This window comes from Streptomyces sp. NPDC045778, assembly GCF_056431945.1.
In genome coordinates, this window is the sequence record NZ_JBWKJZ010000001.1 from 561,746 (window position 1) to 588,312 (window position 26,567).

A 26,567-nucleotide genomic window follows, 5' to 3' on the forward strand; every position below is an offset into this window, starting at 1 on the left:
GGCCGGACGTTCTTTCGAGGGGGGAAGCGAGACATGCCGCGTTTCGTACGGTCGGTGGCTCTGGCCACCGCGCTGACCCTGATGGCCGCGCTCGCGGCGGCGGGCTGTAGCGGCTCGTCCGACAGCGAGGGCGGCGAGCGTCCCGCGGCCCAGGGCGCGGACCCGGAGCCGCGGCCGGACCCGTCGTCCACGCTGCCCGCCGCCGTCGTCTCGCAGCGGCTCGACTGGGGCGCGTGCGAGGGCTCGGGCGAGGACGCCCCGCCCGGCGGCGAGTGGCGGTGCGCGACCCTGAAGGTCCCGCTGGACTACGCGGAGCCGGAAGGGGAGACGATCGGCATCGCCCTGATCCGCGCGACGTCCACCGCGAAGAAGCGCGGCGACCGCATCGGCTCGCTCGTGTTCAACTTCGGCGGCCCCGGCGGCTCGGGCGTCTCCAGGCTCCCCTCCTTCGCCGCCTCGTACGGCGCCCTGCGTGAGCGGTACGACCTGGTGAGCTTCGACCCGCGCGGCGTCGCGGGCAGCGAGGGCCTGCGCTGCCGGAGCGACAAGCGCACGCAGGCGGCGGAGTCCACCGACCCCACCCCGGACACTCCGGCCGAGGAGAAGGCGTATCTGGCCGACGCGACGGCGTTCGGCGCGGGCTGCGCGCGGGCCGCGAAGAAGCTCCTGCCGCACGTCTCGACGGCCGAGGCGGCCCGCGACATGGACGTGCTGCGGCAGGTACTCGGCGACGAGAAGCTGCACTACTTCGGCATCTCGTACGGCACCGAACTGGGCGGCACGTACGCCCACTTGTTCCCCAAGAGGGTGGGGCGCCTCACCCTCGACGCGGTCGTCGACCCGACGGCGGGCTCGGTGGGCCACGCGCGGAACCAGGCGCGGGGCTTCCAGCGGGCCCTGGAGAACTACCTCCGGTCCTCCGGCGAGGACCCCCGGAAGGGCACACGGAAGATAGCCGACCTGCTGCGCCGCGTGGACGCGAAGCCGCTGCGGACGTCCACGCCCGGGCGCAGGCTCGGCGAGGCCCTCGCGACGACGGGCATCATCGTGGCGCTGTACAGCAGGCAGACCTGGCCGGTGCTCGCCGACGCCCTGGAGCAGGCCGAGAAGGGCGACGGCTCGGCGCTCCTGGAGCTGGCCGACACCTACAACCAGCGCGAGGCGTCCGGCGCGTACAGCACGGAGAGCCACGCGCAGCGCGCGATCTCCTGCCGTGACGGCAAGGAGCGCTCGACCGTGGGCGAGGCCAAGGCGCGGCTGGCCGCGTTCCGGGAGATATCGCCGGTGTTCGGTGGCTTCATGGCCTGGGACACTGCGGGCTGGTGCCACGACTGGCCGGTGGCGGGGCTTCAGGACAGCCCGGAGGTGAGCGCCCCCGGCGCCGCTCCCGTCCTGGTCGTCGGGAACACCGGCGATCCGGCGACGCCGTTCGAGGGCGCCCGCAGGATGGCGGACGAGCTGGGTGAGGGCGTCGGCGTCCAGCTGACGTGGAAGGGCGAGGGCCACGGGGCGTACGGCAACGGCAGCGACTGCGTCGACGGCACGGTGAACGACTACCTGCTCAAGGGCGAGGTCCCGCGCGACGGCAAGGTCTGCGCACCGTGACGAACGGCCCCCGGGTGGCTGCCACCCGGGGGCCGTCGAGGCCGGCGCCCTGCCGCCGGCGACGCTGCCTCCGAGGACCCGTGTCCCCGGAGGTCCCGCGCCGAGCGGTCCCGCGTCTAGTAGACCGGCTTCTCGGGCTCGATCTGGTTCACCCAGCCGATCACGCCGCCGCCCACGTGCACGGCGTCCGCGAAGCCCGCGGACTTCAGGACGGCGAGGACTTCCGCACTGCGGACACCCGTCTTGCAGTGCAAGACGATCTTCTTGTCCTGCGGCAGGGTCTCCAGGGCGGTGCCCATGAGGAACTCGTTCTTCGGGATCAGCTTGGCGCCGGGGATCGAGACGATCTCGTACTCGTTCGGCTCGCGGACGTCGATGATCTCGATCTTCTCGTCGGCGTCGATCCACTCCTTGAGCTGCGTGGGAGTGATCGTCGAACCGGCGGCCGCCTCCTGGGCCTCCTCGGACACGACGCCGCAGAAGGCCTCGTAGTCGATGAGTTCGGTGACGGTGGGGTTCTCACCGCAGACCGCGCAGTCCGGGTCCTTGCGGACCTTGACCTGGCGGTACTGCATCTCCAGGGCGTCGTAGATCATCAGGCGGCCGACGAGGGGCTCGCCGATGCCCGCGAGGAGCTTGATGGCCTCGTTGACCTGGATGGAGCCGATGGACGCGCACAGCACGCCGAGCACGCCGCCCTCGGCGCAGGACGGGACCATGCCGGGGGGCGGGGGCTCGGGGTAGAGGCAGCGGTAGCAGGGGCCGTGCTCGGACCAGAACACCGAAGCCTGGCCGTCGAAGCGGTAGATGGAGCCCCACACGTACGGTTTGTTCAGGAGCACGCAGGCGTCGTTGACCAGGTAGCGGGTCGCGAAGTTGTCGGTGCCGTCGACGATCAGGTCGTACTGGCCGAAGATGTCCATCACGTTGTCGGCTTCGAGCCGCTCCTCGTGCAGGACCACGTTCACGTACGGGTTGATGCCGAGGACGCTGTCGCGCGCCGACGCGGCCTTGGAGCGGCCGATGTCGGACTGGCTGTGGATGATCTGCCGTTGCAGGTTCGACTCGTCGACCTCGTCGAACTCCACGATGCCAAGGGTGCCGACGCCCGCCGCCGCGAGGTACATCAGCGCCGGTGACCCGAGGCCGCCGGCGCCCACACAGAGCACCTTGGCGTTCTTCAGCCGCTTCTGCCCGTCCATCCCGACGTCCGGGATGATCAGGTGGCGGGAGTACCTGCGGACCTCGTCGACGGTCAGCTCGGATGCGGGCTCGACCAGGGGTGGCAGCGACACGGGGACTCCGTTGGTCGGATATGCGGAACGGTTGTTCTGTGCGTAACACTGCCACGGCCTTCTTCATTCCGAGACACCTGGTCCGATGCGCGAGACGATCTCGTCCCAGTAACCGGGCAGGGCCTCCCAGGGCTCGCCGCCCGCGCCGCCGCAGCCGCCATCGGCGCGGTCGGTGAAGTAGATCGTCGACGCGCCCTGCCAGCGCGCGACGCGCAGCGCCTCGTCGAGGTGGCCACGCGGCACGCCGTGCACGAGGTGGCAGAAGCGCTCGGGCGGATAGTCGGCGGTCCACTCGGCGACCTGGGACCAGCGGTAGTCGCTCCAGGGCCCGCTGAACGTCACCAACTGGTCGGCGCTCTCGACGTATCCGGGGTACGGGTGGGTGCCGTGCCCGAACACCACGTGGGCCCGGCCCAACAGCGCGCGCAGGGTGGTGACGGTGCGCCGGACCTCCGGGAGCGCCGCGCGCTCGGTCGGGCAGCGGGCGAGGTAGAACCCGTCGGCCAGATACCAGTCGAGGTAGCGGTGGGCGTCGGAGACGAGTTCGCCGAAGCTCCGGGCGCCGTGGGCGACGTCGAGGTGGCCGAGGACCCGGACGCCCGCGTTCCGCAGGCGTCCCGCGGCGTCCAGGCAGTGCGGGTCGGGCCGGTCGCCGGGGCCGCCCGCGACGTTCAGGACGACCCAGTGCAAGGAGTCGCTCGACCGGGTGAGTTCGGCCCACTCGGCCGAGGCGAGCAGGGGGTGGGCGATGCCGGGGACGCCGAAGCCGACGCGCAGCCCGGTCCGCGGGACGACCGGGGCGGTGGCGCCCGTCGGACGGGGGCCGCGGCCCGGCCGGGGGGTGGGGCCGGGGCGCGGTGTGCGGCCTAGATGCGGCATGCGGCCTCCATCCAGATGTCGGCGAGCGACTCTTCGAGGTTGATGCGCGGGCGCCAGCCGAGCCGGTCGCGGGCGGTGCGCACGTCGGCCTGCTGCCAGCTGCCGCAGCCGTCCGGGTAGGGGTAGGCGGTGGGGGCGGTGTGGTCGGCGTCGGGCCGCGGGTGCAGGCTCGGCCTGCCGGGTGGCTGGTCGAGTTCGTGCAGGGCGCCGCCGTAGCCGGCGACGCGGGCGAGTACGGCGGCGGCGTCGCGCAGCCGCACGGCGCGCCCGGAGCCGATGTTGACGATGCCCTGGGCGGCGGAGAGCGAGGCGGCGTGCACGGCCCGCGCGACGTCGCGTACGTCGATGAAGTCGCGCTGTACGCCGAGTCCGCCGAGCTTCAGCTCGCCGTCGCCGGACTGCATGGCGCGGCGCATGGCCTCGGCGAGGCGGCCGAGCGGCGATCCTGCGGGGGTGCCGGGGCCCGCGGGTGAGAACACCCGCAGGACCACGGCGTCGAGCCCGGAGCCGAGGACGAGTTCGGTGGCGGCCAGCTTGCTGACGCCGTAGGGGCCGCCGGGGCGGGGCACGGCGTCCTCGGCGGTGGACGAGCCGGGCTGGCTCGGTCCGTACTCGGCGCCGCAGCCGAGCTGCACCAGGCGGGCGCCGCAGCCGCTGCGGCGCAGGGCCTCGCAGATGGTGGCGACGGCGACGGTGTTGTGCCGGGTCAGTTCGCGGGCGCCGCCGCGGGTGGCGCCCGCGCAGTTGATGACGACGCCGGGGTGCACGGCGTCCAGGAAGCGGGTGAGCGCGCCGGGGCTGCCGCTGGCGAGGTCGAACCGTACGTCCGAGTCGTCCCCGCGGCCGAGCGCGGTGAGCTGGACCGCCGGGTCGGCGAGCAGCCGGTCGGCGACGAACCGGCCGAGGTATCCGTTGGCTCCGATCAGCAACACCCTCATCGGGCGCCTCCGGGGACGGACGCTCGGATGCTGGGCCTTGTCATCTGTGGTTCTCCTTCAGGGGGGTGCCGGCTGGTCTCGGGCGACGGGTGGACCGGGGTGGTCAGGGGGTGCGCCCCGGGGGTACGGAAGCGGGCGGGGGCGCGGGCGCCGAGGGGCGGCGCGCCCGTTCACGCCGTGCCCCCGTGGGCGTGCGCGGAGGCGCGGCCGAGCACGCGGACCGCGCGGGCCAGGAGTACGGCGGCCCCCGCTCCGCAGGCGACGGCGGGCGCGTCCCAGGTGAGGGCCGCGGTCTCCACCGGCGCCGCGAGGAAGCCGCAGCCGGGGAGGCGGGCCGCCCAGGCGAGGGCCAGGGCCGCCGCACCGGTCGCGCCGACCGCGGCGTACACGAGTCCGGGGGCGCGCGTGGAGCCGTGCGCGGCGAGGAGGCGGCCGAGCCAGAGCAGTACGGCCAGCGCGCCGGCGCTCAGGCAGGGGGTCACGTCGTCGAGGCCGAGCGCGGCGGACGCTCCGGCGGCGGCGAGGCCCACCGTGGCCGCGTAGAGCGCGAACACGCCGGTCAGGAGGGGCCGTACGGACGCGGCGAAGTCGGCGAGCCCCCGGCTGCGGCCGAGCCGGGCGCGGGCCCGCACCGCGAAGAGCCGCGCGCAGGCGAGGCCGGGCGCGACGGCGGTGGCGAGCGTGAGGGCGGCCAGGGCCGATGGTGTCCAGGGCCGGTCCGGCCCGCCCGGGGCGGCGGCGCGCAGCAGTCCCTCGCCGAGCAGGGCGTACGCGAGCAGCCAGCAGGTCCACGCGCGCGTGGCGGGCGCGGCGGGGCGGGGGGTGCGCAGCGGGCCGTGGCGCAGGGCGACACGTGCGGTGACGGCCAGGGCGAGCGCGCCGCCCACCGCGACCGCGAGGCGTGCGCCGCCTCCGGTGAGGGCGAGCCCGGCGAGGCCGAGGGCGCACACCGCGCCGGGGAGCAGCGCGAACACGGGCCAGTGGGCGTGGACTTCGGGAGCGGTGGCGCGGGGCAGGCCGCTGCTGTGGGGCCCGGGGGCGTCGCGGGCGTCAGGGGCATCCCATGTGTCGCTGTCGCGCGGCACGCGCGCGTACATCTCCTCGGCGAGGGCGAACACATCACGGTGCCGGAACCGCGCGGCCGTGCGGTCGGTGACCCCGTGCGCCTCCAGGCCCGCCGCGATCTCCAGCGGATCGACGGCACGCTCGCACAGGGCGCGGTGGCGGTGGAGCAGCGCCTTGACGGGGTCGACGGCGCCGGGCTTCGGGGCGGGGGCGTCGTGGGGGGTGGGGGCAGGGGCGCCGTCGAGCCTGAGGACAGGGACCTCGTCGGACCTTGCAGCGAGCGCGTCGTCGAGCCCGAGGGCGGAGACGTCATCGGACCTGAGGGCGGGCGCGTTCTCGGGCCTGGGGGCGAGCGCGTCGCCGGACCTGGCGGTGGGCGCGTCCTCGGGCCCGGGGGCGAGCGCGTCGGGCCCGGGGCCAGCCGTGTCGGACGTGGGGGCGAGCGCGTCGTCGAACCCGAGGGCAGAGGCGCCGCCAGGCCTGGGGGCGAGCGCGTCGCCGGACCTGGCGGCGAGCGCGTCCTCGGGCCCGGGGGCAAGCGCCTCGGGCCCGGGGCCAGCCGCGTCGGACGTGAGGGCGAGCGCGTCGTCGAACCCGAGGGCAGAGGCGCCGGCAGGCCTGGGGGCGGGCACGTCGCCGGACCTGGCGGCGGGCGCGTCCTCGGGCCCGGGGGCGAGCGCGTCGGGCCTGGGGCCAGCCGTCCAAGCCCGCTCCCCCGCCGCCGTACGCGAAGCCACCCCCGCACGTGGGGCCACCCCGGCGCGGGAAGTCGCCCCCGTATACGAGGCCGCCGCCCCACGCGAGGCCCCCGCACGTGAGGCCGCCACCCCCCGCGAAGCCCCCGCCGGGTCGAGCCCCGTCACGAGGCCACCTCCCCCACGTACCCGCGCAGCCCATAGCGTGCGGCCCACCGCCCCGGTACGGAGGCCTCGGCCGGGTGGGCGAACGGGACCGGTTCGCCCGCCTCGTTCACGGTCTCGCGGCGCACCGGGCAGTGGGAGACGATCTCCAGGTAAATGCCGTGAAATGCCGCGATGTTCTGCTCGACCGTGAAGAGTTCGAGCGCCCGGGCCCGCGCCGCCGCACCGAGGCGCGCGCGGCGCTCGGGGTCGCGCAGCAGCGCCACGCACGCCTGTGCGAGCGCCCGGGGGTTGCGGGGCGGCACCACGAGGCCTGTGCCGCCGATGACCTCGACCACCGCGCCGACGTCCGTGGAGACCGTGGCGCGCCCGCAGAGCATCGCCTCGATGAGGCTGATCGGGAAGCCCTCGACGACGCTCGACAGGACGACCACGCCGCCCCCGGCGTAGGCGTCGGCGAGGTCCGGTGCCTCGGGGCTGCCGATCTCCTCGAAGGAGACGGGGCCGGCGCCCGCCGCGTGCGCGCCCTCGGCCTCGTCGGGGAACAGCCGCGCGGCGAGCGCCCGGCAGTGTTCCAGGTACGCCGCCGCGCGCGGCCCGTCCGCGAGCGCGCCGACGATCCGCAGGCGGGTCCTCGGCTCCTCCTCGCGGACCGCGGCGAAGGCGTGCAGGAGGGAGACCAGGTCCTTGGCGGGCTCGATCCGGCCGACCCACAGGAGCGTGTGCGGATCGCCGGGCTCCTCGCGCTCGCCGACCTCGGCGAAGCGGTCCGCCTCCAGGCCGGGGTAGACCGTGCGCAGCTTGGCGCGGTCGGCGCCGCACCGCTCCTGCCAGCGGCGGGCGTGCGCGTTGCCGGGGGTGATGACGGTGGCCTCGCGGTAGGTCTCGGCGGCGAGCCTGCCGTGGAAGGAGGCGAGCAGCGCCCGCGCGGGCGCGGGCTCTCCGGTCGTGCCGGCCAGGTAGTGCGCCCGCAGCCGTACGCCGTACTCGGTGACGAGCAGCGGTACGCCCGCGAAGTGCCGGGCGAGCAGGCCGGGAAGGGCTGCGGCGCCGCCCGCCGTGGCGTGGCAGAGGTCGGCGGCGCCCAGCGCGTCGTCGTCGTACCAGTCGAGGGAGAGCGGCCGCAGGGCCCGCTCCAACTCCGCGGCGACGGTGAGCAGGTCGGGCACGCGGGCGGCGCGGGCGGCCCGGTGCGCGCCGGGCGCGCGGCAGGCGCTCTCCAGGGCGCGCACGGCGTCCTCGGAGCGCAGGGCCCCGGCGAGCCCGCCGGTGTCGCGTGCGAGTTCGGCGAGCCCGTAGAGGCCGGTGCCGAAACGGTCCGCCAATGCGGCGGACGCGCCCGTGAGGCCCGCCGCGAGGTCCCCGAAGCACGCGGCGAAGCGGCGGCCCGCGCGGCGCCGGCCCCGGAGCACCGAACGCCCGGAGGCCTCCCCCCACAGCGCGGCGGTCCGCACCCGGCGGACCTGCGGGGGCAGTTCGCCCCAGCCGAGCGCCTCCTGGCGGGGGCTCCCGCTCAGCGCGTAGACGTCGAACTCGTGCTGCCCGAGCCCGCGCACGAGCCGGTCGCACCAGAGCCTGGCCTCACCGCCCACATACGGATAGCCACTCTCCGTAAGCAGTCCAATGCGCACGCGTGCACCCCCGATCTGCCCTCTGGGGAGCCGCCGTTGGCCCGGCGGCTCGCAGCGGGACGAACGTATGCGGACATGCCGGTGGCGCGACGGACGGTTGTCCATCGCGCCACCAAAAGGGGTGAAGAGCAGTAACTTTCCTGCGCCGGTAGCGTTCCGTCGCGCTATAGAAGCCTCATAGGGCGACGAAAGGCGTCATGAGGGGCTCGTGGGAGATCTCCTCACTCACGCGGAGTCATGCCACGGCCAATTCCTCGGGAGCCGCTCCCGACCGGGCGGCACGGGCCGCGCGCCGCTCGGCGGCGAGCGCCGGGTCCAGGGCGGGCACGGCCGCGAGCAGGTCCCGCGTGTACGGGTCCCGGGGCGCGTCGTAGACCTCGTCCACGGTGCCGTACTCGACGATCCGACCGCGCCGCATCACCGCGACCCGGTCGCTGACCTGGCGCACCACCGCGAGGTCGTGCGCGACGAAGACGAGCGCGAGCCCCAGTTCCCGCTGCAACTCCGCGAGCAGGGCGGTGACCTGGGCCTGCGTGGTCACGTCGAGCGCCGAGACGGGCTCGTCGCAGACGATGAGCCGGGGCTCGGCGGCGAGCGCCCGCGCGATGCCGACGCGCTGGCGCTGGCCGCCGCTGAACTCGTGCGGGTAGCGGTCGTAGTGCGCCGGGTCCAGGCCGACGCGCTCCATCAGGTCCCGTACGCGGGCGTGGATCGCGGCCTCGTCGCGGTCGCCCCGCGCGCGCAGCGGATCGGCGACGGACTCGCCCACCGAGCGGCGCGGGTTGAGCGAGGAGACGGGGTCCTGGAACACCATCTGCACGCCCGGCACCGGGCCCGCGCCCCGCTTCTCGGCACCGCCGTGGCTGAGCTGCCCGGAGGTGGGTTCCAGGAGGCCCACGAGCATCCGGCCGAGCGTCGTCTTGCCGCTGCCGCTCTCGCCGACGACGCCGAGGGTCTCGCCGCGCCGCACGGTGAGCGACACGTCGTCGACGGCGACGAAGGCGCTCTTGCCGCTGCCGAACTCGCGCCGCAGCCCCTTCGCCTCGACCACGACGTCACCGAGGTCGCCGGAGCGCTCGTCCCGTACGGCGTCCACGCGCGGCACGGCGCTCAGGAGCTGCTTGGTGTACGCCTCCTGGGGCGCGGCGAGGACGTCGGCGACGCCGCCGCGCTCCACGACGCGCCCGTGCCGCATGACGAGCACGTCGTCCACGCTGCCGGCGGCCACGCCCACGTCGTGGGTGACCAGGAGCAGGCCCATGCCGGTCTCCTCGCGCAGCACGTGCAGCAGGTCGAGGATCTGCGCCTGCACCGTCACGTCCAGGGCGGTGGTCGGCTCGTCGGCGACGAGCAGGTCGGGTTCGCAGACCAGGGCCATGGCGATCAGGGCGCGCTGGCGCATGCCGCCGCTGAACTCGTGCGGGCGCGAGCGCGAGCGCCGCGCGGCGTCCGCGATGCCGACGCGGTCGAGGACGTCGACGGCACGCGCGCGTGCGGCGCGGCGCGAGGCGCCGGAGTGGGCCCGGTACACCTCGGCGATCTGGTCGCCGACCGCGTAGTACGGGTCGAGCGAGGACAGCGGGTCCTGGAAGACCATGGCGGCGACCCCGCCGCGCAGCCGCCGCAGCTCGCGGTCGGTGGCCCCGGTGACGTCGACGCCGCCGACCCGCACGGCGCCCGTGACCCGCGCCCCGGTGCCGCGGTGCAGGCCGAGCAGCGCCGACGCGACGGTCGACTTGCCGGAGCCGGACTCGCCGACGAGGGCGAGGGCGGCGCCGCGCGCGAGCGTGAAGGAGACCCCGTCCACGGCCTGTACGTCGCCGAAGCCGACGCTCAGGCCGTCCACGTGCACGAGGTGTTCGTCGAGGCTCATGCGAGCACCACCCGTCGGTCGGCCACCGCGTACAGCACGTCCGCGACGGCGTTGGCGAGGACCACGAAGAAGCCGGTGATGAGGACCATGCCGACGACCACCGGCAGGTCGACGACCCGGACGGCCTGCACCAGTTCGCGGCCGAGCCCGGGCAGGCCGAACAGCGTCTCGGTGAGCAGGGCGCCGCCGAACATGGTCCCGAAGTCGTTGGCGCTCAGCGCGATCACGGGCGCGAGGGCGCCGCGCAGGGCGTGCCGCCCGACGAGGGAGCGCTCGCTGATCCCGTACGCGCGGAAGGTGCGCACGTGGTCCTCGGCGAGCGTCTCCAGCATCGCGGAGCGGGTCAGGCGCGCGTACTTGGCGGACTCGATGAGGGCGAGCGAGAGCCAGGGCAGGAGCAGGTTCCACGCCCACTGCTGCGGGTCCTCGGTGAACGGCACGTACTGCGGGAACGGCAGCCACTGGAGCTGGCCGCAGACCAGGATCATCAGGAGCAGGCCGATGACGAACACGGGGGTCGCGGTGCCCGCGAGCGTGAGGGCGGTCAGGACGCGCTCGGTGGGGCGCCCGCGCCGCCACGCGGACAGGACGCCGGTGCCGACGCCGAGGATCAGCCACAGGACCATCGCGCCGATCGCGAGCGACCCCGTGACCGGCACCTTGTTCATGATCAGGTCGGTGACCTGCTGGTCGGTCTGGTACGACAGGCCGAGGCAGGGCGCGTCGCAGTGCAGGACGCCGGTGCCGGTGGAGTAGTCGTGGCCGGCGACCACGCCGCGCAGGAACTCGAAGTACCGCGTGTACAGCGGGTCGTCGAGCTTGAGCTGTTCGGAGACCTGCTGGACCTGGGCGGGCGAGCAGCGCGGGCCGCAGGTGATCTGCGCGACGTCGCCGGGGGCGACGTAGAAGACGGCGTAGATGACCACGGACAAGGCGAAGAGCGTGACGAGGGCGCCGAGGGCGCGCCGCAGGACGAAGCCGGTGAATCCGGAGCCCGGGCTCATGAGGCCGCCCCCTTCCCGGCCCGCTTCGTGCCCACCCGCAGCCGCGAGGCAGCGCGTGGGTCGAGGGCCGTGCGGACGCCGTCGCCGAGGACGGTCAGGGCGAGCACGGTCACGAAGAGGGTGCCCGCGGGCAGCAGCAGGTACTGCGGTGCCGCCTGGTACCAGACGTCGGCGGAGGTGAGCATCTGGCCCCAGGACGCGGTGGGCGGCTTGACGCCGACGCCGAGGAACGACAGGGCCGCCTCCACGGTGATGTTGGTGGGGACGAGCAGCGCGGAGTACGTGATGACGGGCGCGGCGAGCGCGGGCAGCAGCTCGCGGCGCGCGATGCTCACCCCGCCCCAGCCGCTCAGGCGGGCCGCGGAGACGTGGTCGAGCGCCTTGAGCGAGATGGTCTGGGCGCGCACGATCTTCGCCATGCCGCCCCAGCCCACGACGCCGACGACGAGCGCGACGAGCACGGGGCGCGGGAAGCCGGTCGGCACGACGGCGAGGAGCCCGAGCGCGAGGACCATCAGGGGCAGCGCAACCATGACGTCGGTGGCGCGGCTGAGGGCGAGGTCGACCCAGCGGTTGCCGAGGCCGCTGGCGAGGCCGACGCCGATGCCGAGCGCGACCTGGAACACCGTCGCGACCAGCGCGACGCCGAGGGAGACCCGGGCCCCGTAGACCAGGCGCGCGAACAGGTCACGGCCGGTCTGCGGCTCGACGCCGAGCCAGTGCTCGCCGCTCATGCCGCCGAAGGAGCCGACGGGCACGCCACCGCGCGCGGAGTCGATGAGCTGAGGGTGGTACGAGGTGGGGTCCTGGCCCTCCAGGGCGGTGAGCAGGGGCGCGGCGAGCGCGACCAGGACGAGCAGGGCGACGATCGCGCCCGCGACGAGGGCGGCGCGCTGCGTGCGCAGGCGCCGCCAGAACTGACGGGCTCCGGAGGGGCCGGGGGCGGACGCCGTGGCGGTGTCCGCTCCCGCGCTCTCCGAGGCCAACAGGGCCTCACTCATGACAGATCTACCCGGCGGTCCCTACTTGACCGCGACCTGGGAGATGTCGAGGACGCCCGTCCAGTCGCTGATCACGACGTTCTTGATGTCCTTGCCGTACAAACGCTTGTAGACCGGGTGGAACAGCGGCACGTTGACGGCCTTCTCGCCGATCTTCTTGTCGAGCGCGCCCCAGCGCTTGGCGGCGGCCGCGTGGTCCGTCAGCTTGTTGATCTCGTCGATCTCCTTGTTGACGGCCTTGTCGTTCAGGAAGGAGGAGTTGAAGTTGTAGCCGTCCTTGACGATCTGGCGGCCGTCGAAGATCGGGGCGAGGAAGGGGCCGCCGGAGGGCCAGTCGGCACCCCAGTGGGCGAGGAAGAGGGCCGGCTCCTCCTTGGCGTCGTGGACCTTGTCCTCGTAGTCGTTGTCCTCCAGGCCCTGGAGCTTGACGGTGATCCCGGCCTTCTTCAGGGCGTCCTGGAGGGCGGTGGCGATCTCCGGGCTGGTCTCGAAGTTCTTGGTGTTGGAATGCGTGAGGGTGACGGTCAGGCCGTCCTTGTAGCCGGCCTCCTTCAGGAGTTCCCTGGCCTTCTTCGGGTCGCCGTCGGCGCCGGCCGGGAAGTGGTCGAACTTCTGGTGGCCGAAGGACTCCTGGTCGGGCAGGAAGGTGGTCGCGGGCTCGGCGAGCGAGGAGCCACCGGCGGCGTTGATGACCGAGGAGCGGTCGACGGCGTAGGCGACGGCCTGGCGCACCTTCGGGTTGTCGAAGGGCTTCTTCTTGGGGTTGAAGGCCAGGTAGTTGGTGTAGCCGAAGTGGCCGGTGCCGACCTGCGCGGCCAGCTTCTTGTCGCCGGTGACCTTGGCCAGCTCGGCCGGGCCGAGGTTGGTGTCGGTGGTGACGGCGGCGGCGTCGGCGCCCTGGCTCGCGGACAGGCGCTGGTTGATGACGGAGGAGTTGAAGCCGGAGCGGACGTCGATCTCGTCCGGGTAGGCCTTGCGCTCGGCGTCGGTCTTGGCCGACCAGTGCGGGTTGCGCTCCAGCTGGAGCCGCTCGCCGCCGTTGGTGTTCTTGACGACCTTGTACGGGCCCGAGGAGATCGGGTGCTCCTCGTACTTGGTGCCCTTGTCCTTGGCCTTCGGCACGGGCGCGAACGACGTCTGCGTGGCCACGTAGTCGAAATCGCCCACGGGCTTGTTCAGATGGAAGACGATCGTCCGGTCGTCCGGCGTCTCGACCGAGTCCAGGCCCTTCTTGTCCTTGTACGGGCCCTGGTACGTGGCGCCGCCGATGAGCCAGTCCCGCAGGAAGGGCGCGCCGCCGGACAGCTCGGCCGCGAAGGAACGCTCGATGCCGTACTTGATGTCCTTCGTGGTGATCGGCGTGCCGTCCTCGAACTTGAGGCCCTTCTTGAGGGTGTACGTCCACACCGTGGCGTTCTTGCTCGGCTTGCCGAGGCTCTCGGCGAGGTCGGGGACGACCTTCGCGCCCTCGGCCCCGTCCTCGCGGTTGCGGGTGGTCAAGGTGCGGAAGACGAGGCTCGGGACGTTGCCGCCGCCGGAGGTGTAGAGGCGCGCCGGGTCGAAGGTCTTCTGGGGCTCGCGGTTGAGGACGGTGAGCGTGCCGCCCTTCTTGGCCTTGCCGTCGCCTCCGGCGTCGTTGCCGTCCTCGGGCCCGCAGGCGGCGGCGCCGGCGGCCAGGACGACCAGGGTGGCGGATGCCGCTGCCACGCGGCGGGATATGACGGACTTCTGACGACGCAGACGCATCGGAGTGCCTCTCGGAAAGCTGAAGAGATGAGGGAGCGGGGGAAAGAGCGCGGGAGCCCGCCCGGGGCACGTGCGTCCACGACCGTTCGTCCAGGATGCAGACATCTGACCATGTGGTGGACCGCGCACGGGGACGCGGCACACGCGCGGAACGGAACGCGGTGAAGGAGGAAGAAGCGCGACGCACTCGCCGGGGGCGGGCGTCAGCGACAGTGAATATCGGCCACGCAGAGCGCGGTCACGCCGAACAGCGCCAGCTCAAGGGCGGCGCTCGGGGAGGCGTGACGGGTCGACATGCGGAGAAATATGGACGATGCCGCGCGGAATGTCAACGCGATGTCTCAGCTGTCGAGCCAAAGCTTCTCAGCCCTTGGGAAACACCCAGGGGTTGGGCTTGCAGTGGATTCCGTCGTGGTCGAGGAACTTGGTCTGCTGCTGCATGACGGGCGCCAGTTCGCCGTCCCGCCGGCAGTCCACGTGGTTGTAACCGAGCCGGTGGCCGACCTCGTGGTTGATCAGCATCTGGCGGTAGGGGTGGATGCGGTCGCCGTAGGTCTTGGCGCCCTGGGCCCACCGATAGGCGTTGATCATGATGCGGTCGGTGGACGCCGAGTCGCACGACACGTTCTGCCGGAGCGTTTCGAGGCCGGACTTCGCGCACCACTTCGCGGTGGTCACCGGGCTGGCCAGGGTGATGACGAAATCCGGCTTCCCGGAGGAGATCCGCTCGAAGGTGCGGGCCCCGCCGTGGGCCCAGCTCCGCTTGTCGTTCAGGGTCTTCTGCACGGCCTGCGCGAACAGCGCACCGTCCAGACCCATGCCCTTCTCGACGTCGACGCGGTAGCGGAACTTCTGCCCCTTGCCGGGCGCCCCGTCGAATCCGGGCATCACGTCGAAGTGCCCGGACGCGGCGAGCTTCGCGTCCAGGGGGTACTTCTTGCCCATCTTCGTGTCGTACGTCTCCGGCTTCGCGGGGGCGGATTCGGACGGGGCGGGCCGGTTGTCGGACCGCGATGCGGGGTCGCGGGCGTCCCGGCCCTCCCCCGCGTCGCGGCCCGCGGCCCGGGTGCCGGAGCCCTTGGCGTCGTCGGCGACCTGCGCGGCCACGACGATGGCGAGGGCCATGGTGACGGTCGCGGCGGCGGCACCGATGAGGGTGCGGTTGCGGGGCCGCCCGCCCTGCGGGGGCCCGCCGCCGGCCTCGGCGCGCGGGGAGGCGCCGCCCGTGCCGTCGCCGTCGTCACCGGCGCCGGCCTTCCGGGCGGTGCCGGACGCGTGCGAGTCGCGGGGCGCGGGCGGCCGCACGGGCGTGGCACCCGCCGAGAACACGTCCGCGCCCTCGAAGCCGTCCGGGGCACCGAGGGCGTCGAAGGCCGCGACGTCCTCCCGTCTCGGCCCCGGCATCCGCCGCGGCCGCGCCCCGCCGGCCCGCGGCGCCGACCCGCCGACCGGGCCCCAGCCGCCCCCGGGCTCACGCTGCTCGGGGTGACCGCCGCGGACGTGCGGGGCGGGGCGGGCGGTGCGGCCTCGGGCGGAGGCACCGGGCTCCGGCGCCACCTGGGGCGTCCCGTGCGCGGGCGTGCCGGGCTCCGGCGCCGCCTGGGGCGTCCCGCGCGCGGGCGTGCCGGGCTCGGGCGCCCCCTGGGGGGTGCCCCGAGCGGGCGTGCCGGGCTCCGGCGCCACCTGAGGCGTCCCGTGCGCGGGCGTGTCACCGCGACGGCGGCGGCCGTTTCCGGCCTCGGACGGGGTCATCCGCGGCTCGGGTATGCCAGAGGTGCTGCTGGTGTCTGAGGTGTCGGCCGGGTCCCGGCGGCTATGGCGTCCCACGCGGCGTGTCAGCTCCTCGTACCCGAAGTACCCGGATCGCGGCGGTCGGCGCTCACGCCGCCGCCCTTGCGCACCTCACGAGGATCCCTCAACTCATCGGCCTCAGCCACGAGTTCACGGATCGCGGCGGCCACCGCGTCCGGAAACTCCATCATCGCCACGTGCCCCGCCTCGGTCAGCGTGAGCAGCCGCGAGCCCCGGAAGGCCGCCGCGGCCTTGCGCGCCATGCGGTACGACACGAGCTGGTCCCGGCCGCCGTACACGAGCAGGGTCGGCGCGAGCACCCGCTCGGCCTGCCGCCACAGGCCGTGCTGACCGCCGAGCGTGTACGCGTTCACGATGCCGCGGGCCGAGCGGGCCATGGCGTCCCAGAAGTAGGGGCGGGCGAGGCGGCGCTCCATCTCGCGCACGGCCACCGCGAACGCCTCGGGCGAGACCTTGGCCGGATCGCCGTAGCAGAGTTCCATGACGCCGCGCACCCGCTGCTCCGGTGTCCACTCCTTGGTCAGCCGGAGGAACAGGGCGGCCACGCCGGGCAGCGCGAGCAGCCCCGTGGGCACGGCGGTGCGCTGCACCCGCAGCTCGGGCAGGGCGGGCGAGACCAGCGTGAGGGAGCGCACCAGGTCGGGGCGGACCGCGGCGACGCGGGTGGTGACGGCGCCGCCCAGGGAGTTGCCCACCAGGTGGACGGGGCCGCGCCCGCGTGCCTCCAGGAGGCGGATGACCGCGCGCGCGTGCCCGGTGACCGAGTAGTCCCCGTCGTCCGGGGGCGGCGAGTCGCCGAAGCCCGGCAGGTCGAGCGCCTCACCGTCCACGACGTCCTGGAGCAGCGGCATCAGCGCCGACCAGTTCTGCGAGGAGCCGCCGAGCCCGTGCACGTACAGCGCGGGCGGCAGGCCCGTGGCCGTCGTGGGCCGGGTGCGCACCGAGAGCGTCAGGCCGGGCAGCGTGACCGAGTCCATGCGCTCGCCCTCCGCGACACCGACGGCGCCCGGCTTGGGGGCGACGGTGGCGGCCAGGACATCCGGCAACTCGGTCGAAGGCATGCGGCAATGTTACGAGACGATCACGCGTTGGATCGCGTGTTCGGGGTCACAGGTGCCGTTTGGATCGCGTAACAGATCGCGGGGCAACCGGGCGAGAGATCGCGGGGCGCCCCGATCGGGTGTTCCCTGGGTTCATAGGGAACTCGCCGGGAAGAGGCGTGCGCACAGGGCACCCGCACCGCGGACCGTCTCCGGCGGAGGAACCGGCGGAGGAACCGGCGAGCCGGAGGAGACCGCGGCCACTGAAGACACTGAAGACACCGGCAAGAGATCCGAGGAGTCCCCATCATGACCGTTGATCCCAGCGACCCGGACACGTTCGAGGCCGAGGAGTCCGCGGGCGAGCCCGACGAGGAGACGCCCGAGGCCGACGCCGCCGAGCAGCACACCGACCTCGCGCCGCAGCACGACGGTTCCCTGGAGGACGTCGACCCCGGCGCGGCCAACGTGGCGGACGTCGCCGAGCAGGCCCGCGTGGTCGAGCTGGACGAGGACGACTACCGCTGAGCGGGGGCGCGCACTCGCGCGCCTGCCCGTGTTTGCCCTGCTACGCACCGCTTCCATGGGCACCGGGTCCGTGAAATTCTGCGCTCGCACCGCGCACATCGCAGTTACCGAAAAGTACGATGGCGGCGCGGCGCACACCGCGACTAAGGACGATTCTGGGAGGCGGCGTGACAGCCATAGAGCAGACAGAGGCGGCACGCCCGCGGGGCACTCGCCTGCCGCGCCGTGCCCGACGCAACCAACTCCTCGGCGCGGCCCAGGAGGTCTTCGTCGCCCAGGGCTACCACGCGGCGGCCATGGACGACATCGCCGAGCGGGCGGGTGTCAGCAAGCCGGTGCTCTACCAGCACTTCCCCGGCAAGCTCGACCTCTACCTGGCCCTGCTCGACCAGCACTGCGACAACCTGCTGCAAGCGGTGCGCGCGGCCCTGGCCTCGACGACGGACAACAAGCAGCGCGTCGCCGCGACCATGGACGCCTACTTCGGGTACGTGGAGGACGACGGCGGCGCCTTCCGGCTCGTCTTCGAGTCCGACCTGACCAACGAGCCCGCGGTCCGCGAGCGCGTCGACCGGGTCACGCTCCAGTGCGCGGAGGCGATCTGCGAGGTCATCGCGGAGGACACCGGCCTGCCCCAGGCCGAGGCGATGCTGCTCGCCTCCGGGCTCGGCGGCCTCGCCCAGGTCGTGGCGCGCTCCTGGCTGCACAGCGACGGCGGCGTCCCGCGCGAGAAGGCGGTGCAGCTGCTGACCTCGCTCGCCTGGCGCGGCATCGCGGGCTTCCCGCTGCACGGCACCGAGGGCCACTGAGCGGGCGGACCGGCCCCGAGCACGCGGACCGGTCCCCCGTCCCGCTTTTCTTCCCGGTACGTGTTCGCTCCTGGCGTGCGCGGCCGGAGCCGTCACCGTCGCCTCACCGGGCTAATCTGTGCAGGTACGGCGCGGGCGGCCGCGCACATCACTGACCGTCGGAGGGACAAAGCGTGGAGGTCAAGATCGGCGTGCAGCACGCGCCGCGCGAGATCGTTCTGGAGAGCGGTCAGAGCGCCGAGGAGGTCGAGAGCGCGGTCTCCGAGGCCCTGACGGGCAAGGCCCCGCTGCTGAGCCTGACGGACGACCACGGCCGCAAGGTCCTGGTCCCCGCCGACCGCCTCGCGTACGTGGAGATCGGCGAGCCGGCCCAGCGCAAGGTGGGCTTCGGCGCGCTGTAGCACGCGGACGGCGCGCGCCGCAGCGGCGCGCACGGGAGCGGCCCGGTGGTTCCACCACCGGGCCGCTCTCGCGTGTTCACCCGCTGTTCACCCGCCGTACGGGGATCACCCGCTCGTACCGGACATGGATGGGGTGGAGGGTTGCGTTCCGACAGCCGGGGGTAGTACCGGCTACGACCGTTTTGCCCCCAAGATCCGTACGCGGTCGTCCGCGATCCGCACCCGACCACGAGGGAGGGACCCCCACCGTGATCCTGGAAGCGCTCGGCTCCGCACTTCTCGGCCTGGCCCTCGCCTGGGCGACGGCCCATCGGCTCGCCCACCGGCTGCCGTCCCGCACGCTCGTCCTCGCGACCGGAGTGGGCGGGGCGCTCATGGGCGCCTTCGTCGCGCACACGGCGCTCGGCCCCGGCAGCTCGCCCATGACGCTGGCGGGCGCCCTGATCGTCTCGGCCGCGCTGCTGTCCCTGCTGCTCCGCCCTGACCGCCGCCTGCGCCGCCGCCAGCTCACGGCGTAGGCCGCGGGCCCGGCGGCGGGGCGGCGGGCTCAGGCCGCCAGGCCCAGCGCGGCCATCCGCTTGGTGTGCGCCTCGGTGATCCGCGAGAACATCCGCCCGACCTCGGCGAGGTCGAAGCCGTCCGCGACGCCCCCGACCAGCATGGTGGACAGCGCGTCCCGGTCGGCCACCACCCGCTGCGACTGCGAGAGGGCCTCCCCCATCAGGCGCCGCGCCCACAGCGCGAGCCGCCCGCCGACGCGCGGGTCCGCGTCGATCGCCGCGCGCACCTTCTCCACGGCGAAGCTCGCGTGCCCGGTGTCGTCGAGGACGCCGAGGACGAGCCCGCGCGTGTCGACGTCGAGCCGGGCCGCGACCTCGCGGTAGAAGTCACTGGCGATGGAGTCGCCGACGTACGCCTTGACCAGGCCCTCCAGCCAGTCGGACGGCGCCGTCTGCCGGTGGAAGCCGTCGAGCGCGGCGACGAAGGGCTCCATGGCGGCGGTGGGCTCCTCGCCGACCGCGGCGAGCCGGTCCCGCAACTGCTCGAAGTGGTGGAACTCGGCGGACGCCATCTTCGCCAGCTCCGCCTTGTCGGCAAGCGTCGGCGCCAGCTTGGCGTCCTCCGCGAGCCGCTCGAACGCCGCCAGCTCCCCGTAGGCGAGCGCGCCGAGCAGGTCCACGACCGCGGCGCGGTACTGCGGGTCGGCGGAAGCTTTCGCCCAGTCCTGGGCGGCGACCCCGGTGGGGGTCTCGACGGCCCCGCCGTCGGCTGCTTCGGCTGCTTCGTTCGCGGGTCGGGCTGCGTTGTCAGGCGTCTCCATGAAGCGCACAATAGCCCGCCCGACCGGTGGCGGAAGGCCCTGGTCAGCCACTGTGACGACAACGACGTGGCGCGAGCGAGGGGGCGCGCGCCGGACCCGGGCGGGCGCCGGTGCGAGCCGGGTGACACACATCGCCGGACACTCCTGCGGGATTCCGGGGTACAGTGGTAATGCGCCCGCCGAATATTCGACGGGCCGTATGAATGAGGATGCCCGGTCGGTGGCCCGATCGGCTCCGACCCGACAGCCCTCCAGAGCGGTGCGCGTGGTGCGTGCAGCATGCGGAGGGACCCTCAGCGGTGTGAGCGCTCGAGCGTCGGCAGTGGTCCCGTGCCACTTGGCCCGCCCGGTTCGTTCCACAGGCGGCCGGCAGTCCCCGACACGGTCACGACCCCCAGCGTTCGCCTCGCGCCGCGTCTCACAGAAGAGGCATAGCCCTGACTACGACTTTCCGGGATCTCGGGATCCTCCCCGAGACAGCCGAGGCCCTCGAGGCCGTCGGCATCGTGAACCCCTTCCCCATCCAGGAGATGACGCTCCCCGTCGCGCTCTCCGGCACCGACGTCATCGGCCAGGCCAAGACCGGCACCGGCAAGACGCTCGGCTTCGGCCTTCCGATCCTCGAGCGCGTCGTCGTCCCCGCCGACGTCGAGGCGGGCCGCGGCACGCCCGAGGACCTCACGCAGGCCCCGCAGGCGCTCGTCGTCGTCCCCACCCGCGAGCTGTGCACGCAGGTGACCAACGACCTCCAGACCGCCGGCAAGGCGCGCAACGTCCGCGTCCTCGCCATATACGGCGGCCGTGCCTACGAGCCGCAGGTCGAGGCCCTCAAGAAGGGCGTCGACGTTGTCGTCGGCACCCCCGGCCGCCTGCTCGACCTCGCCGGCCAGCGCAAGCTGAACCTGAAGCACGTCAAGTGCCTCGTCCTCGACGAGGCCGACGAGATGCTCGACCTGGGCTTCCTGCCCGACGTCGAGAAGATCATCAACCTGCTGCCGGTGAAGCGCCAGACGATGCTCTTCTCCGCGACCATGCCGGGCGCCGTCATCGGCCTCGCCCGCCGCTACATGTCGCAGCCCACGCACATCCGCGCCACCGCGCCGGACGACGAGGGCCAGACCGTCGCGAACACCGCGCAGTTCGTCTACCGCGCGCACTCCATGGACAAGCCGGAGATGGTCTCCCGCATCCTCCAGGCCGACGGCCGTGGCCTCGCCATGATCTTCTGTCGGACGAAGCGGACGGCCGCGGACATCGCCGAGCAGCTGGAGCGGCGCGGCTTCGCCTCCGGCGCGGTCCACGGCGACCTCGGCCAGGGCGCCCGTGAGCAGGCCCTGCGCGCCTTCCGCAACGGCAAGGTGGACGTGCTGGTGTGCACCGACGTCGCCGCCCGCGGCATCGACGTCGAGGGCGTCACGCACGTCATCAACTACCAGTCCCCCGAGGACGAGAAGACGTACCTGCACCGCATCGGCCGCACCGGCCGCGCGGGCGCCAAGGGCATCGCGATCACGCTGGTCGACTGGGACGACATCCCGCGCTGGCAGCTGATCAACAAGGCGCTGGAGCTGGACTTCAACGACCCGGTCGAGACGTACTCCAGCTCCCCGCACCTGTACGAGGAGCTGAGCATCCCCGCCGGCACCAAGGGCGTCCTGCCGCGCGCCGAGCGCACCCGGGCAGGCCTCGGCGCCGAGGAGATCGAGGACCTCGGCGAGACGTCCGCCCGCGGCGGCGCGAAGGGCCGGTCCCGTGGCGGCCGCACCCGGACCGCGGCCGCGGAGGAGCCCGCCGCCGAGCGCGCGGAGCGTACGCCGCGCCGGCGCCGCCGCACCCGGGCGGGAGCCCCGGTGTCCGGTGCCGCGGAGGCCGCCGAGGCGCAGCCCGCCGAGGCCCCGGCCGCCGCGCCCGCCGCCGCGGAGGAGCCGGCCGCGCGCACGCCGCGTCGCCGCCGCCGCACCCGCGCGGGCAAGACCTCCGAGGCCGCGGAGTAGCCGCCCGTCACCCCTGTGAAAGCCCGCCGCGACCGCGGCGGGCTTTCTGTCTTCCGCCCCGCGGCGCCGAGCCACCGGACACCCGTTAACGTACGTCGCATGAGCAGGCCCCCCACGTTCAGCCCGCCCCCGGGCACCCGCGCCCGCGTGCTGGAGACCGCGCGCGGGGGTTTCGCCGTCCTCGACGCCGCGCCCGCCCGCCCGACCGGCGAGGTCAGGGGGTCCGCGCTGCTGCTGCCCGGGTTCACCGGCAGCAAGGAGGACTTCATCGCGCTGCTCCAGCCACTGGCGGCCGCGGGCTACCGCGCGGTGGCCGTGGACGGGCGCGGGCAGTACGAGTCCGACGGCCCTGACGACGAATCCGCCTACGCCATCAGCGAGTTGGCGCGCGACGCGCTCGCTCAGGCCGGTGCGCTCGGCGACCCGCCCGGCACCCCCCTGCACCTCGTCGGCCACTCCCTCGGCGGCCTGATCGCCCGCGCGGCCGCGCTGCTCGCCCCCGCAGGGACCTTCGCCTCGCTCACGCTCATGTCGTCGGGCCCCGGCCGCATCTCGCCGTCCCAGCGCACCCGCGCCACCCTGCTCACGGACGCCCTCGCGGCCCACTCCATGGCGGCGGTGTGGGAGGCGATGCGGGCCATGGACCCGCCGGAGGACGCCGAGGTGAACGGCGGCCCGGACAGCGGCGCCCTGCGCGCCCGCTGGCTGCGCAACAACCCGGCCCAGCTGATCGCCACCGGCCGGCAGCTGTGCGTCGAGCCGGACCGCGTGGCCGAGCTGGCCGCCCTGACGCTGCCCGTGCACGTGCTGTCCGGGGAGCACGACGACACCTGGCCGGTGCCGCTCCTCGACGACATGGCCCGGCGCCTCGGCGCGCACCGCACGGTCATCACCGGGGCCGACCACTCCCCCAACACCGACCGCCCGGAGGCGACCGCCACCGCCCTCGTGTCCTTCTGGGACCGGACGCGCTGAGCCCGGCGCCTCAGTAACACTTCTGGAGGTGCTCCCAGAAGCCGTCCCGCAGCACCCGGCGCAGGTCGGACTGGCCCCGCAGGGAGTAGTCGAGCAGCCGCTCCGCCTCGACGAGGAGTTCCTGGTCGACCGATCCCGGCAAATAGGGGTGGCCGGGCAGCAGGCCCACGAGGGCCTCGCGGCCGCGCGCCGACAGCCACTTCGCGGAGATCTGCGCGCCGACGAACCGCACGTCGTCCCGCGAGGGCCGGGAGGCCGCCAGCGAGCCCTCGTACGGCAGGGCGGAGCGGCGCGTGATGTACGGCTTGAAGAAGTCGGCGTCGAACGTGCGCTGGCTGTCGACCTCCCAGAGCAGCGGTTCCGCCTGGTTGCGCCCGTCGGGGGCCTCGATGCCCCACAGGTGGACGCGTGCCCCGTACCCCTGCGCGGCCTCGACCGCCGACACCAGGTCCTCGTCGCCGCCGATGAGCGCGGCGTCGCTGATGGCCCGGTGCCGGGCCAGGGACTCCAGGTCGCTGCGGATCAGCGAGTCGACGCCTTTCTGCTGGTTGTTGGCGTTGAGGTTGCCGAGCCGCACCTTGACGTCGGGCAGCTCGGCGATGGACTGCTGCTCGCTGGTGTGGATGCGCCGCCGGGCACCGTCGTACCAGTACACGCGCAGCAGCCTGCTGTCGGCGAAGATCGTGCGGGCCTTGTCGATGAGCGCGTCGATGAGCCCTTCGGCGTCCAGGTCGAAGGCGCGCCGGTCCTCGGTGCCCACGGCGAGACGTCCCGCGGCGGCGTACAGATATCCGGCGTCGACGAAGATCGCGTGGGTGGACGGCGTCTTCGCCACCTCGGCGAGCATGCGCTCGAGGAGCCCGTTGGCGCGCGCGAGCAGCGCGTTGACCTCGCCGGTCTCGTGGATGGTCTCGTCCGTGTCCATACGGAACACATTGTCGCGTCCGTCACACAGGGGGCACAACCAGTGCTAGTTACGCAACGAACACAACCGGCCGCGAAACGGGGCGGCAACACGGCGTTCATTAGCCTCTCAAAAAATTTCCTTAGCGTAGGGAATGTTTGACGAGGGAAACTCGTTGGAACCGTACGTAACCGAAGTTCTCCTCAGGAGGATCACCAGACGAAGGGAGAAGCCCATGCGCTTCGAAATCATGCGACTCGACGACGTCGACGGCACCGCTGTGGACACCACCGTCGTGGACGCCGCCTCCGTCAACCGGATCGTGCAGCAGGCGGCCGCCATCGGCCAGCGCCTCTACATCCGCCCGGCCGACACCACGGCCTCGTAACGCCGCACGTCCCCACCCATCACGCTCCAGAGCCCTGTACGACACCGGATCACGCCGGTGACGTACAGGGCTCTGTCCGTGGGTGCGCTCCCGCGCGCGGGGGTCAGCCGCCCCGGATGATCTGGGTGACGCCGTTGACGATCTGCTGCACCGCGATCGCCGACAGCATCATGCCCGCCAGGCGCGTCACCAGGACCACACCGCCGTCCTTGATGACCCGGATGATCAGCAGCGAGAAGCGCATCGCGAGGAACAGCACGACGTGGATGGCGAGGATCGCCGCCCACACCGAGACCTGCTCGACGCCGCTGGCGTGCTGGACGGCCAGGATCACCTGGACGATCGCGCCGGGCCCGGCAAGCAGCGGCATGCCGAGCGGGACGAGCGCGACGTTCACGTCCTTGGTCTGCTTGGGCTCGTCGGTCTTGCCGGTGAGCAGGTCGAGCGCGACGAGCAGCAGGAGCAGGCCGCCCGCGATCATCAGGGCCTGCGTCGACACGTGCAGATAGTCGAGGATCTGCTGCCCGATGACGCCGAACAGGGCGATGACCCCGAAGGCCACGCAGACGGCCTGGAAGGCCATCTTCTTCTGCACCTTGCCGGGGCGGCCCGCGGTCAGGGCGAGGAAGATCGGTGTGATCCCAGGGGGATCCATGATGACGAAAAGGGTGAGGAAGAGGGATCCGAAAACGGCGACGTCGAACACGGTGATGGCCTTGCAGAGAGTCGTACGAGGTGAGGGAGGTGAGGCGGCGGAGCCCGCGCACGGCGCGGGGCGCGCGGCCCCGAAGAGGCGCGGCGGACGGTGGCGCCCGCTAGGCGGGCAGGTCTCCGCCCGCGCCCGGCACCGGAAACGCCCCGGTGGCGCGGCGCGTGATCTCGCCGTAGATCTCGGGGTCGGTGGTGTACTCACCGAGCGAGACGGTCTTGCGGCTGCCGTGGTAGTCACTGGAGCCGGTCACGAGCAGGCCGAGGTCGGCGGCGAGGCCGCGCAGGCGGGGGCCCGCCTCGGGGGCGTACGCCAGCTGCTCGGGGTGGTCGACCTCGATGCCGTCGAGCCCCGCGGCGGCCAGCTCGGCTATCGCGGACTCGGGCACGACCTTGCCGCGCTGGGCGGCGGCGGGGTGGGCGAGGACGGTGACGCCGCCCGCGGCCTTGACCAGGCGGATCGCCTCGAAGGGGTCGAGTTCGGACTTCTCCGCGTACGCGCGTCCGCCGTCGGCGAGCCACTGCGGCGTGAAGGCGTCCGAGACACTGGCGACGACGCCGAGCCGCACGAGGGCCTCGGCGATGTGCGGGCGGCCCACGGAGCCGTCGCCCGCGATCCGCGCGACCTGCTCCCAGGTCACGGGGACACCCAGCTCCTGGAGCTTGCGGACCATGGTCCGCGCGCGCGGCACCCGGTCGTCGCGCACCAGCTCGCGCGCCCGCGCCAGCTCCGGCTCGTCCGGGTCGAAGAGGTACGCCAGCATGTGCAGGCCCACGCCGTCGAGGCGGCAGGACAGCTCGGCGCCGGTCACGAGGGTCAGGCCGGGCGGCAGCGCGGCGACGGCCTCGGCGTGGCCGCGCGTGCTGTCGTGGTCGGTCAGGGCGATGACGTCGAGTCCGGCGGCGGCCGCGTTGCGCACCAGCTCGGCCGGGGTGTCCGTGCCGTCGGAAGCGGTGGAGTGGGTGTGCAGGTCGATGCGCACGCGAGGACTCCACGCTGTTCGGGACGGGCAAGGGACGCTTCAAGGATAACGGCCGCCTCAGGGGCGACCGGCCGCCGCGTCCGCGCGCGGAGCGCGCCCGTGCACGCGGCGGGGCACGCCCGCGAGGGCTACGGCGTCAGCAGGCGTGGTGACAGCGCCCCGCACGGCAGCAGCTCGACCTCGGCGCCGGCGTCCCGCAGGTCCGTGAGCACCAGCTCGTCGTACATCAGGAGCCCGGACTGCTCGGGCCACGCGATCGCCCACAGCCACAGGCCGCACGCCTCGCCCGCGAACACGGCGCGGTCCTCCGGCGTGCCGGACACGTGCCACAGGGGTGTCGGGCGCCCGGCCGCGAGGACCTTGGCGGCCGGCGGCTTGCCGATGTTCATGGCGGGGCCGGGGTCGGGGCCGTCGATGCCCGCGTAGCGCGCACCGAGGCCGATGCCCAACTCCTCGGCGACCAGGATGAGTTCACCGACGCCGCCGAGCGGGGCGGGCCCCGAGCAGGCCACGGCGGTCGCCCGGCCGCCGCTGCGGTCGTCGCCCGCGCAGGCCACCCCGGTGAAGAGCCAGCCGACGGGCAGCGGCCAGGGCATCCACACCGGCACCTGCGCGCGGTGCACCACGACGCTGAGGGCCTCGACGCTGGGCGGGATCACGGGTTGCAGCGGATGCACGGTGCCGTGCACGTCGCACTGCCAGGAGTCGGCAAAGAGGCCGGGAGCCCTGACCCGGCCACCACACTTCGGGCAACTGGGTTCGCCCCTCATAGCGCCCCACGGTCCTCCCCGGTGGACGCCGCGTCAA

General features: G+C 73.6%; 25 protein-coding genes. 8 read left to right on the plus strand and 17 right to left on the minus strand.

Features of this window, described 5'->3' with window-relative positions:
- Positions 1–33 precede the first annotated feature (33 nt).
- Positions 34–1,605 carry an alpha/beta hydrolase gene (locus tag AC07GB_RS02470; protein WP_478841354.1) on the plus strand — a complete coding sequence of 524 codons (1,572 nt, stop codon included), beginning with the start codon at positions 34–36 and terminating at the stop codon, positions 1,603–1,605.
- Between the two features lie 116 nt (positions 1,606–1,721).
- Here AC07GB_RS02470 and moeZ read toward each other — a convergent pair whose 3' ends face one another.
- The 12 genes from moeZ to AC07GB_RS02530 form a co-directional block, all read right to left on the minus strand.
- Complete coding sequence (moeZ, locus tag AC07GB_RS02475; RefSeq protein WP_478841355.1) at positions 1,722–2,900, minus strand: adenylyltransferase/sulfurtransferase MoeZ; 1,179 nt, start codon at positions 2,898–2,900, stop codon at positions 1,722–1,724.
- 63 nt (positions 2,901–2,963) lie between these two features.
- Positions 2,964–3,779 carry a spherulation-specific family 4 protein gene (locus tag AC07GB_RS02480; RefSeq protein ID WP_478841356.1) on the minus strand — a complete coding sequence of 272 codons (816 nt, stop codon included), beginning with the start codon at positions 3,777–3,779 and terminating at the stop codon, positions 2,964–2,966.
- Positions 3,767–4,717, minus strand: a complete 951-nt coding sequence (locus AC07GB_RS02485) for an NAD-dependent epimerase/dehydratase family protein (protein WP_478841357.1) — start codon at positions 4,715–4,717, stop codon at positions 3,767–3,769. Before AC07GB_RS02485 ends, AC07GB_RS02480 begins: the two co-directional genes overlap by 13 nt.
- 170 nt (positions 4,718–4,887) lie before the next feature.
- Complete coding sequence (locus tag AC07GB_RS02490) at positions 4,888–6,519, minus strand: hypothetical protein (protein WP_478841358.1); 1,632 nt, start codon at positions 6,517–6,519, stop codon at positions 4,888–4,890.
- A gap of 122 nt (positions 6,520–6,641) precedes the next feature.
- A complete protein-coding gene (locus AC07GB_RS02495; protein ID WP_478841359.1) occupies positions 6,642–8,273 on the minus strand; it encodes a DUF3492 domain-containing protein in 1,632 nt (543 codons plus the stop codon).
- A gap of 235 nt (positions 8,274–8,508) precedes the next feature.
- Entirely contained in the window at positions 8,509–10,146 is a 1,638-nt protein-coding gene (locus AC07GB_RS02500; protein WP_478841360.1) for a dipeptide ABC transporter ATP-binding protein, read from the minus strand.
- The gene (locus AC07GB_RS02505) at positions 10,143–11,150 is read right to left on the minus strand and encodes an ABC transporter permease (RefSeq protein ID WP_478841361.1); all 1,008 of its coding nucleotides are present in this window, start codon (positions 11,148–11,150) and stop codon (positions 10,143–10,145) included. Before AC07GB_RS02505 ends, AC07GB_RS02500 begins: the two co-directional genes overlap by 4 nt.
- Positions 11,147–12,151, minus strand: a complete 1,005-nt coding sequence (locus tag AC07GB_RS02510; RefSeq protein WP_478841362.1) for an ABC transporter permease — start codon at positions 12,149–12,151, stop codon at positions 11,147–11,149. Before AC07GB_RS02510 ends, AC07GB_RS02505 begins: the two co-directional genes overlap by 4 nt.
- Before the next feature lie 21 nt (positions 12,152–12,172).
- Positions 12,173–13,897 carry an ABC transporter substrate-binding protein gene (locus AC07GB_RS02515; RefSeq protein WP_478841363.1) on the minus strand — a complete coding sequence of 575 codons (1,725 nt, stop codon included), beginning with the start codon at positions 13,895–13,897 and terminating at the stop codon, positions 12,173–12,175.
- A gap of 203 nt (positions 13,898–14,100) precedes the next feature.
- The gene (locus AC07GB_RS02520; RefSeq protein WP_311775232.1) at positions 14,101–14,193 is read right to left on the minus strand and encodes an Ms4533A family Cys-rich leader peptide; all 93 of its coding nucleotides are present in this window, start codon (positions 14,191–14,193) and stop codon (positions 14,101–14,103) included.
- A 67-nt stretch (positions 14,194–14,260) separates the two neighbouring features.
- A complete protein-coding gene (locus AC07GB_RS02525) occupies positions 14,261–15,649 on the minus strand; it encodes a DUF3152 domain-containing protein (protein WP_478841364.1) in 1,389 nt (462 codons plus the stop codon).
- Positions 15,650–15,732: 83 nt separating this feature from the next.
- Positions 15,733–16,770, minus strand: coding sequence for an alpha/beta fold hydrolase (locus AC07GB_RS02530; protein ID WP_478841365.1), 1,038 nt, complete (start codon positions 16,768–16,770; stop codon positions 15,733–15,735).
- A 288-nt stretch (positions 16,771–17,058) separates the two neighbouring features.
- Here AC07GB_RS02530 and AC07GB_RS02535 point away from each other — a divergent pair, with 288 nt between their 5' ends.
- The 4 genes from AC07GB_RS02535 (at position 17,059) to AC07GB_RS02550 (ending at position 19,005) form a co-directional block, all read left to right on the plus strand.
- On the plus strand, positions 17,059–17,277 hold the full coding sequence (locus tag AC07GB_RS02535) for a hypothetical protein (protein ID WP_478841366.1): 219 nt from the start codon (positions 17,059–17,061) through the stop codon (positions 17,275–17,277).
- Positions 17,278–17,444: 167 nt separating this feature from the next.
- Positions 17,445–18,086, plus strand: a complete 642-nt coding sequence (locus tag AC07GB_RS02540; RefSeq protein WP_478841367.1) for a TetR/AcrR family transcriptional regulator — start codon at positions 17,445–17,447, stop codon at positions 18,084–18,086.
- A gap of 173 nt (positions 18,087–18,259) precedes the next feature.
- On the plus strand, positions 18,260–18,487 hold the full coding sequence (locus tag AC07GB_RS02545) for a DUF3107 domain-containing protein (RefSeq protein WP_030684738.1): 228 nt from the start codon (positions 18,260–18,262) through the stop codon (positions 18,485–18,487).
- A gap of 248 nt (positions 18,488–18,735) precedes the next feature.
- Positions 18,736–19,005, plus strand: coding sequence for a hypothetical protein (locus tag AC07GB_RS02550; protein WP_478841368.1), 270 nt, complete (start codon positions 18,736–18,738; stop codon positions 19,003–19,005).
- Between the two features lie 29 nt (positions 19,006–19,034).
- Here the strand turns inward: AC07GB_RS02550 and AC07GB_RS02555 are convergent, their stop codons facing one another.
- Positions 19,035–19,817, minus strand: coding sequence for a ferritin-like fold-containing protein (locus tag AC07GB_RS02555; protein ID WP_478841369.1), 783 nt, complete (start codon positions 19,815–19,817; stop codon positions 19,035–19,037).
- A gap of 521 nt (positions 19,818–20,338) precedes the next feature.
- On the opposite strand from AC07GB_RS02555, the gene AC07GB_RS02560 reads away from it, so the two are divergent.
- Positions 20,339–21,802 carry a DEAD/DEAH box helicase gene (locus tag AC07GB_RS02560; RefSeq protein ID WP_478841418.1) on the plus strand — a complete coding sequence of 488 codons (1,464 nt, stop codon included), beginning with the start codon at positions 20,339–20,341 and terminating at the stop codon, positions 21,800–21,802.
- A 99-nt stretch (positions 21,803–21,901) separates the two neighbouring features.
- The gene (locus AC07GB_RS02565) at positions 21,902–22,777 is read left to right on the plus strand and encodes an alpha/beta fold hydrolase (protein ID WP_478841370.1); all 876 of its coding nucleotides are present in this window, start codon (positions 21,902–21,904) and stop codon (positions 22,775–22,777) included.
- A 10-nt stretch (positions 22,778–22,787) separates the two neighbouring features.
- Here AC07GB_RS02565 and AC07GB_RS02570 read toward each other — a convergent pair whose 3' ends face one another.
- Entirely contained in the window at positions 22,788–23,702 is a 915-nt protein-coding gene (locus tag AC07GB_RS02570) for an NYN domain-containing protein (protein WP_478841371.1), read from the minus strand.
- Positions 23,703–23,916: 214 nt separating this feature from the next.
- On the opposite strand from AC07GB_RS02570, the gene AC07GB_RS02575 reads away from it, so the two are divergent.
- Positions 23,917–24,069 carry a hypothetical protein gene (locus tag AC07GB_RS02575; protein ID WP_138961645.1) on the plus strand — a complete coding sequence of 51 codons (153 nt, stop codon included), beginning with the start codon at positions 23,917–23,919 and terminating at the stop codon, positions 24,067–24,069.
- Positions 24,070–24,172: 103 nt separating this feature from the next.
- Here the strand turns inward: AC07GB_RS02575 and AC07GB_RS02580 are convergent, their stop codons facing one another.
- From AC07GB_RS02580 to AC07GB_RS02590, 3 genes are all read right to left on the minus strand, one after another.
- Positions 24,173–24,775: a MarC family protein gene (locus AC07GB_RS02580; protein WP_478841372.1), complete on the minus strand. Its 603-nt coding sequence runs from the start codon at positions 24,773–24,775 to the stop codon at positions 24,173–24,175.
- A 109-nt stretch (positions 24,776–24,884) separates the two neighbouring features.
- Positions 24,885–25,760, minus strand: a complete 876-nt coding sequence (locus AC07GB_RS02585; RefSeq protein ID WP_478841373.1) for a PHP domain-containing protein — start codon at positions 25,758–25,760, stop codon at positions 24,885–24,887.
- 128 nt (positions 25,761–25,888) lie between these two features.
- Complete coding sequence (locus AC07GB_RS02590; RefSeq protein WP_478841374.1) at positions 25,889–26,530, minus strand: DUF6758 family protein; 642 nt, start codon at positions 26,528–26,530, stop codon at positions 25,889–25,891.
- Between the last annotated feature and the right edge of the window lie 37 nt (positions 26,531–26,567).

Bases quoted from the DNA above. Each gene is read 5' to 3' on its own strand.
- AC07GB_RS02470 (WP_478841354.1), top strand. From the start codon at position 34: ATGCCGCGTTTCGTACGGTCGGTGGCTCTGGCCACCGCGCTGACCCTG.
- AC07GB_RS02480 (WP_478841356.1), bottom strand. From the start codon at position 3,779: ATGCCGCATCTAGGCCGCACACCGCGCCCCGGCCCCACCCCCCGGCCG.
- AC07GB_RS02485 (WP_478841357.1), bottom strand. From the start codon at position 4,717: ATGAGGGTGTTGCTGATCGGAGCCAACGGATACCTCGGCCGGTTCGTC.
- AC07GB_RS02500 (WP_478841360.1), bottom strand. From the start codon at position 10,146: ATGAGCCTCGACGAACACCTCGTGCACGTGGACGGCCTGAGCGTCGGC.
- AC07GB_RS02505 (WP_478841361.1), bottom strand. From the start codon at position 11,150: ATGAGCCCGGGCTCCGGATTCACCGGCTTCGTCCTGCGGCGCGCCCTC.
- AC07GB_RS02510 (WP_478841362.1), bottom strand. From the start codon at position 12,151: ATGAGTGAGGCCCTGTTGGCCTCGGAGAGCGCGGGAGCGGACACCGCC.
- AC07GB_RS02515 (WP_478841363.1), bottom strand. From the start codon at position 13,897: ATGCGTCTGCGTCGTCAGAAGTCCGTCATATCCCGCCGCGTGGCAGCG.
- AC07GB_RS02520 (WP_311775232.1), bottom strand. From the start codon at position 14,193: ATGTCGACCCGTCACGCCTCCCCGAGCGCCGCCCTTGAGCTGGCGCTG.
- AC07GB_RS02525 (WP_478841364.1), bottom strand. From the start codon at position 15,649: ATGACCCCGTCCGAGGCCGGAAACGGCCGCCGCCGTCGCGGTGACACG.
- AC07GB_RS02530 (WP_478841365.1), bottom strand. From the start codon at position 16,770: ATGCCTTCGACCGAGTTGCCGGATGTCCTGGCCGCCACCGTCGCCCCC.
- AC07GB_RS02535 (WP_478841366.1), top strand. From the start codon at position 17,059: ATGACCGTTGATCCCAGCGACCCGGACACGTTCGAGGCCGAGGAGTCC.
- AC07GB_RS02560 (WP_478841418.1), top strand. From the start codon at position 20,339: ATGACGCTCCCCGTCGCGCTCTCCGGCACCGACGTCATCGGCCAGGCC.
- AC07GB_RS02565 (WP_478841370.1), top strand. From the start codon at position 21,902: ATGAGCAGGCCCCCCACGTTCAGCCCGCCCCCGGGCACCCGCGCCCGC.
- AC07GB_RS02570 (WP_478841371.1), bottom strand. From the start codon at position 23,702: ATGGACACGGACGAGACCATCCACGAGACCGGCGAGGTCAACGCGCTG.
- AC07GB_RS02575 (WP_138961645.1), top strand. From the start codon at position 23,917: ATGCGCTTCGAAATCATGCGACTCGACGACGTCGACGGCACCGCTGTG.
- AC07GB_RS02590 (WP_478841374.1), bottom strand. From the start codon at position 26,530: ATGAGGGGCGAACCCAGTTGCCCGAAGTGTGGTGGCCGGGTCAGGGCT.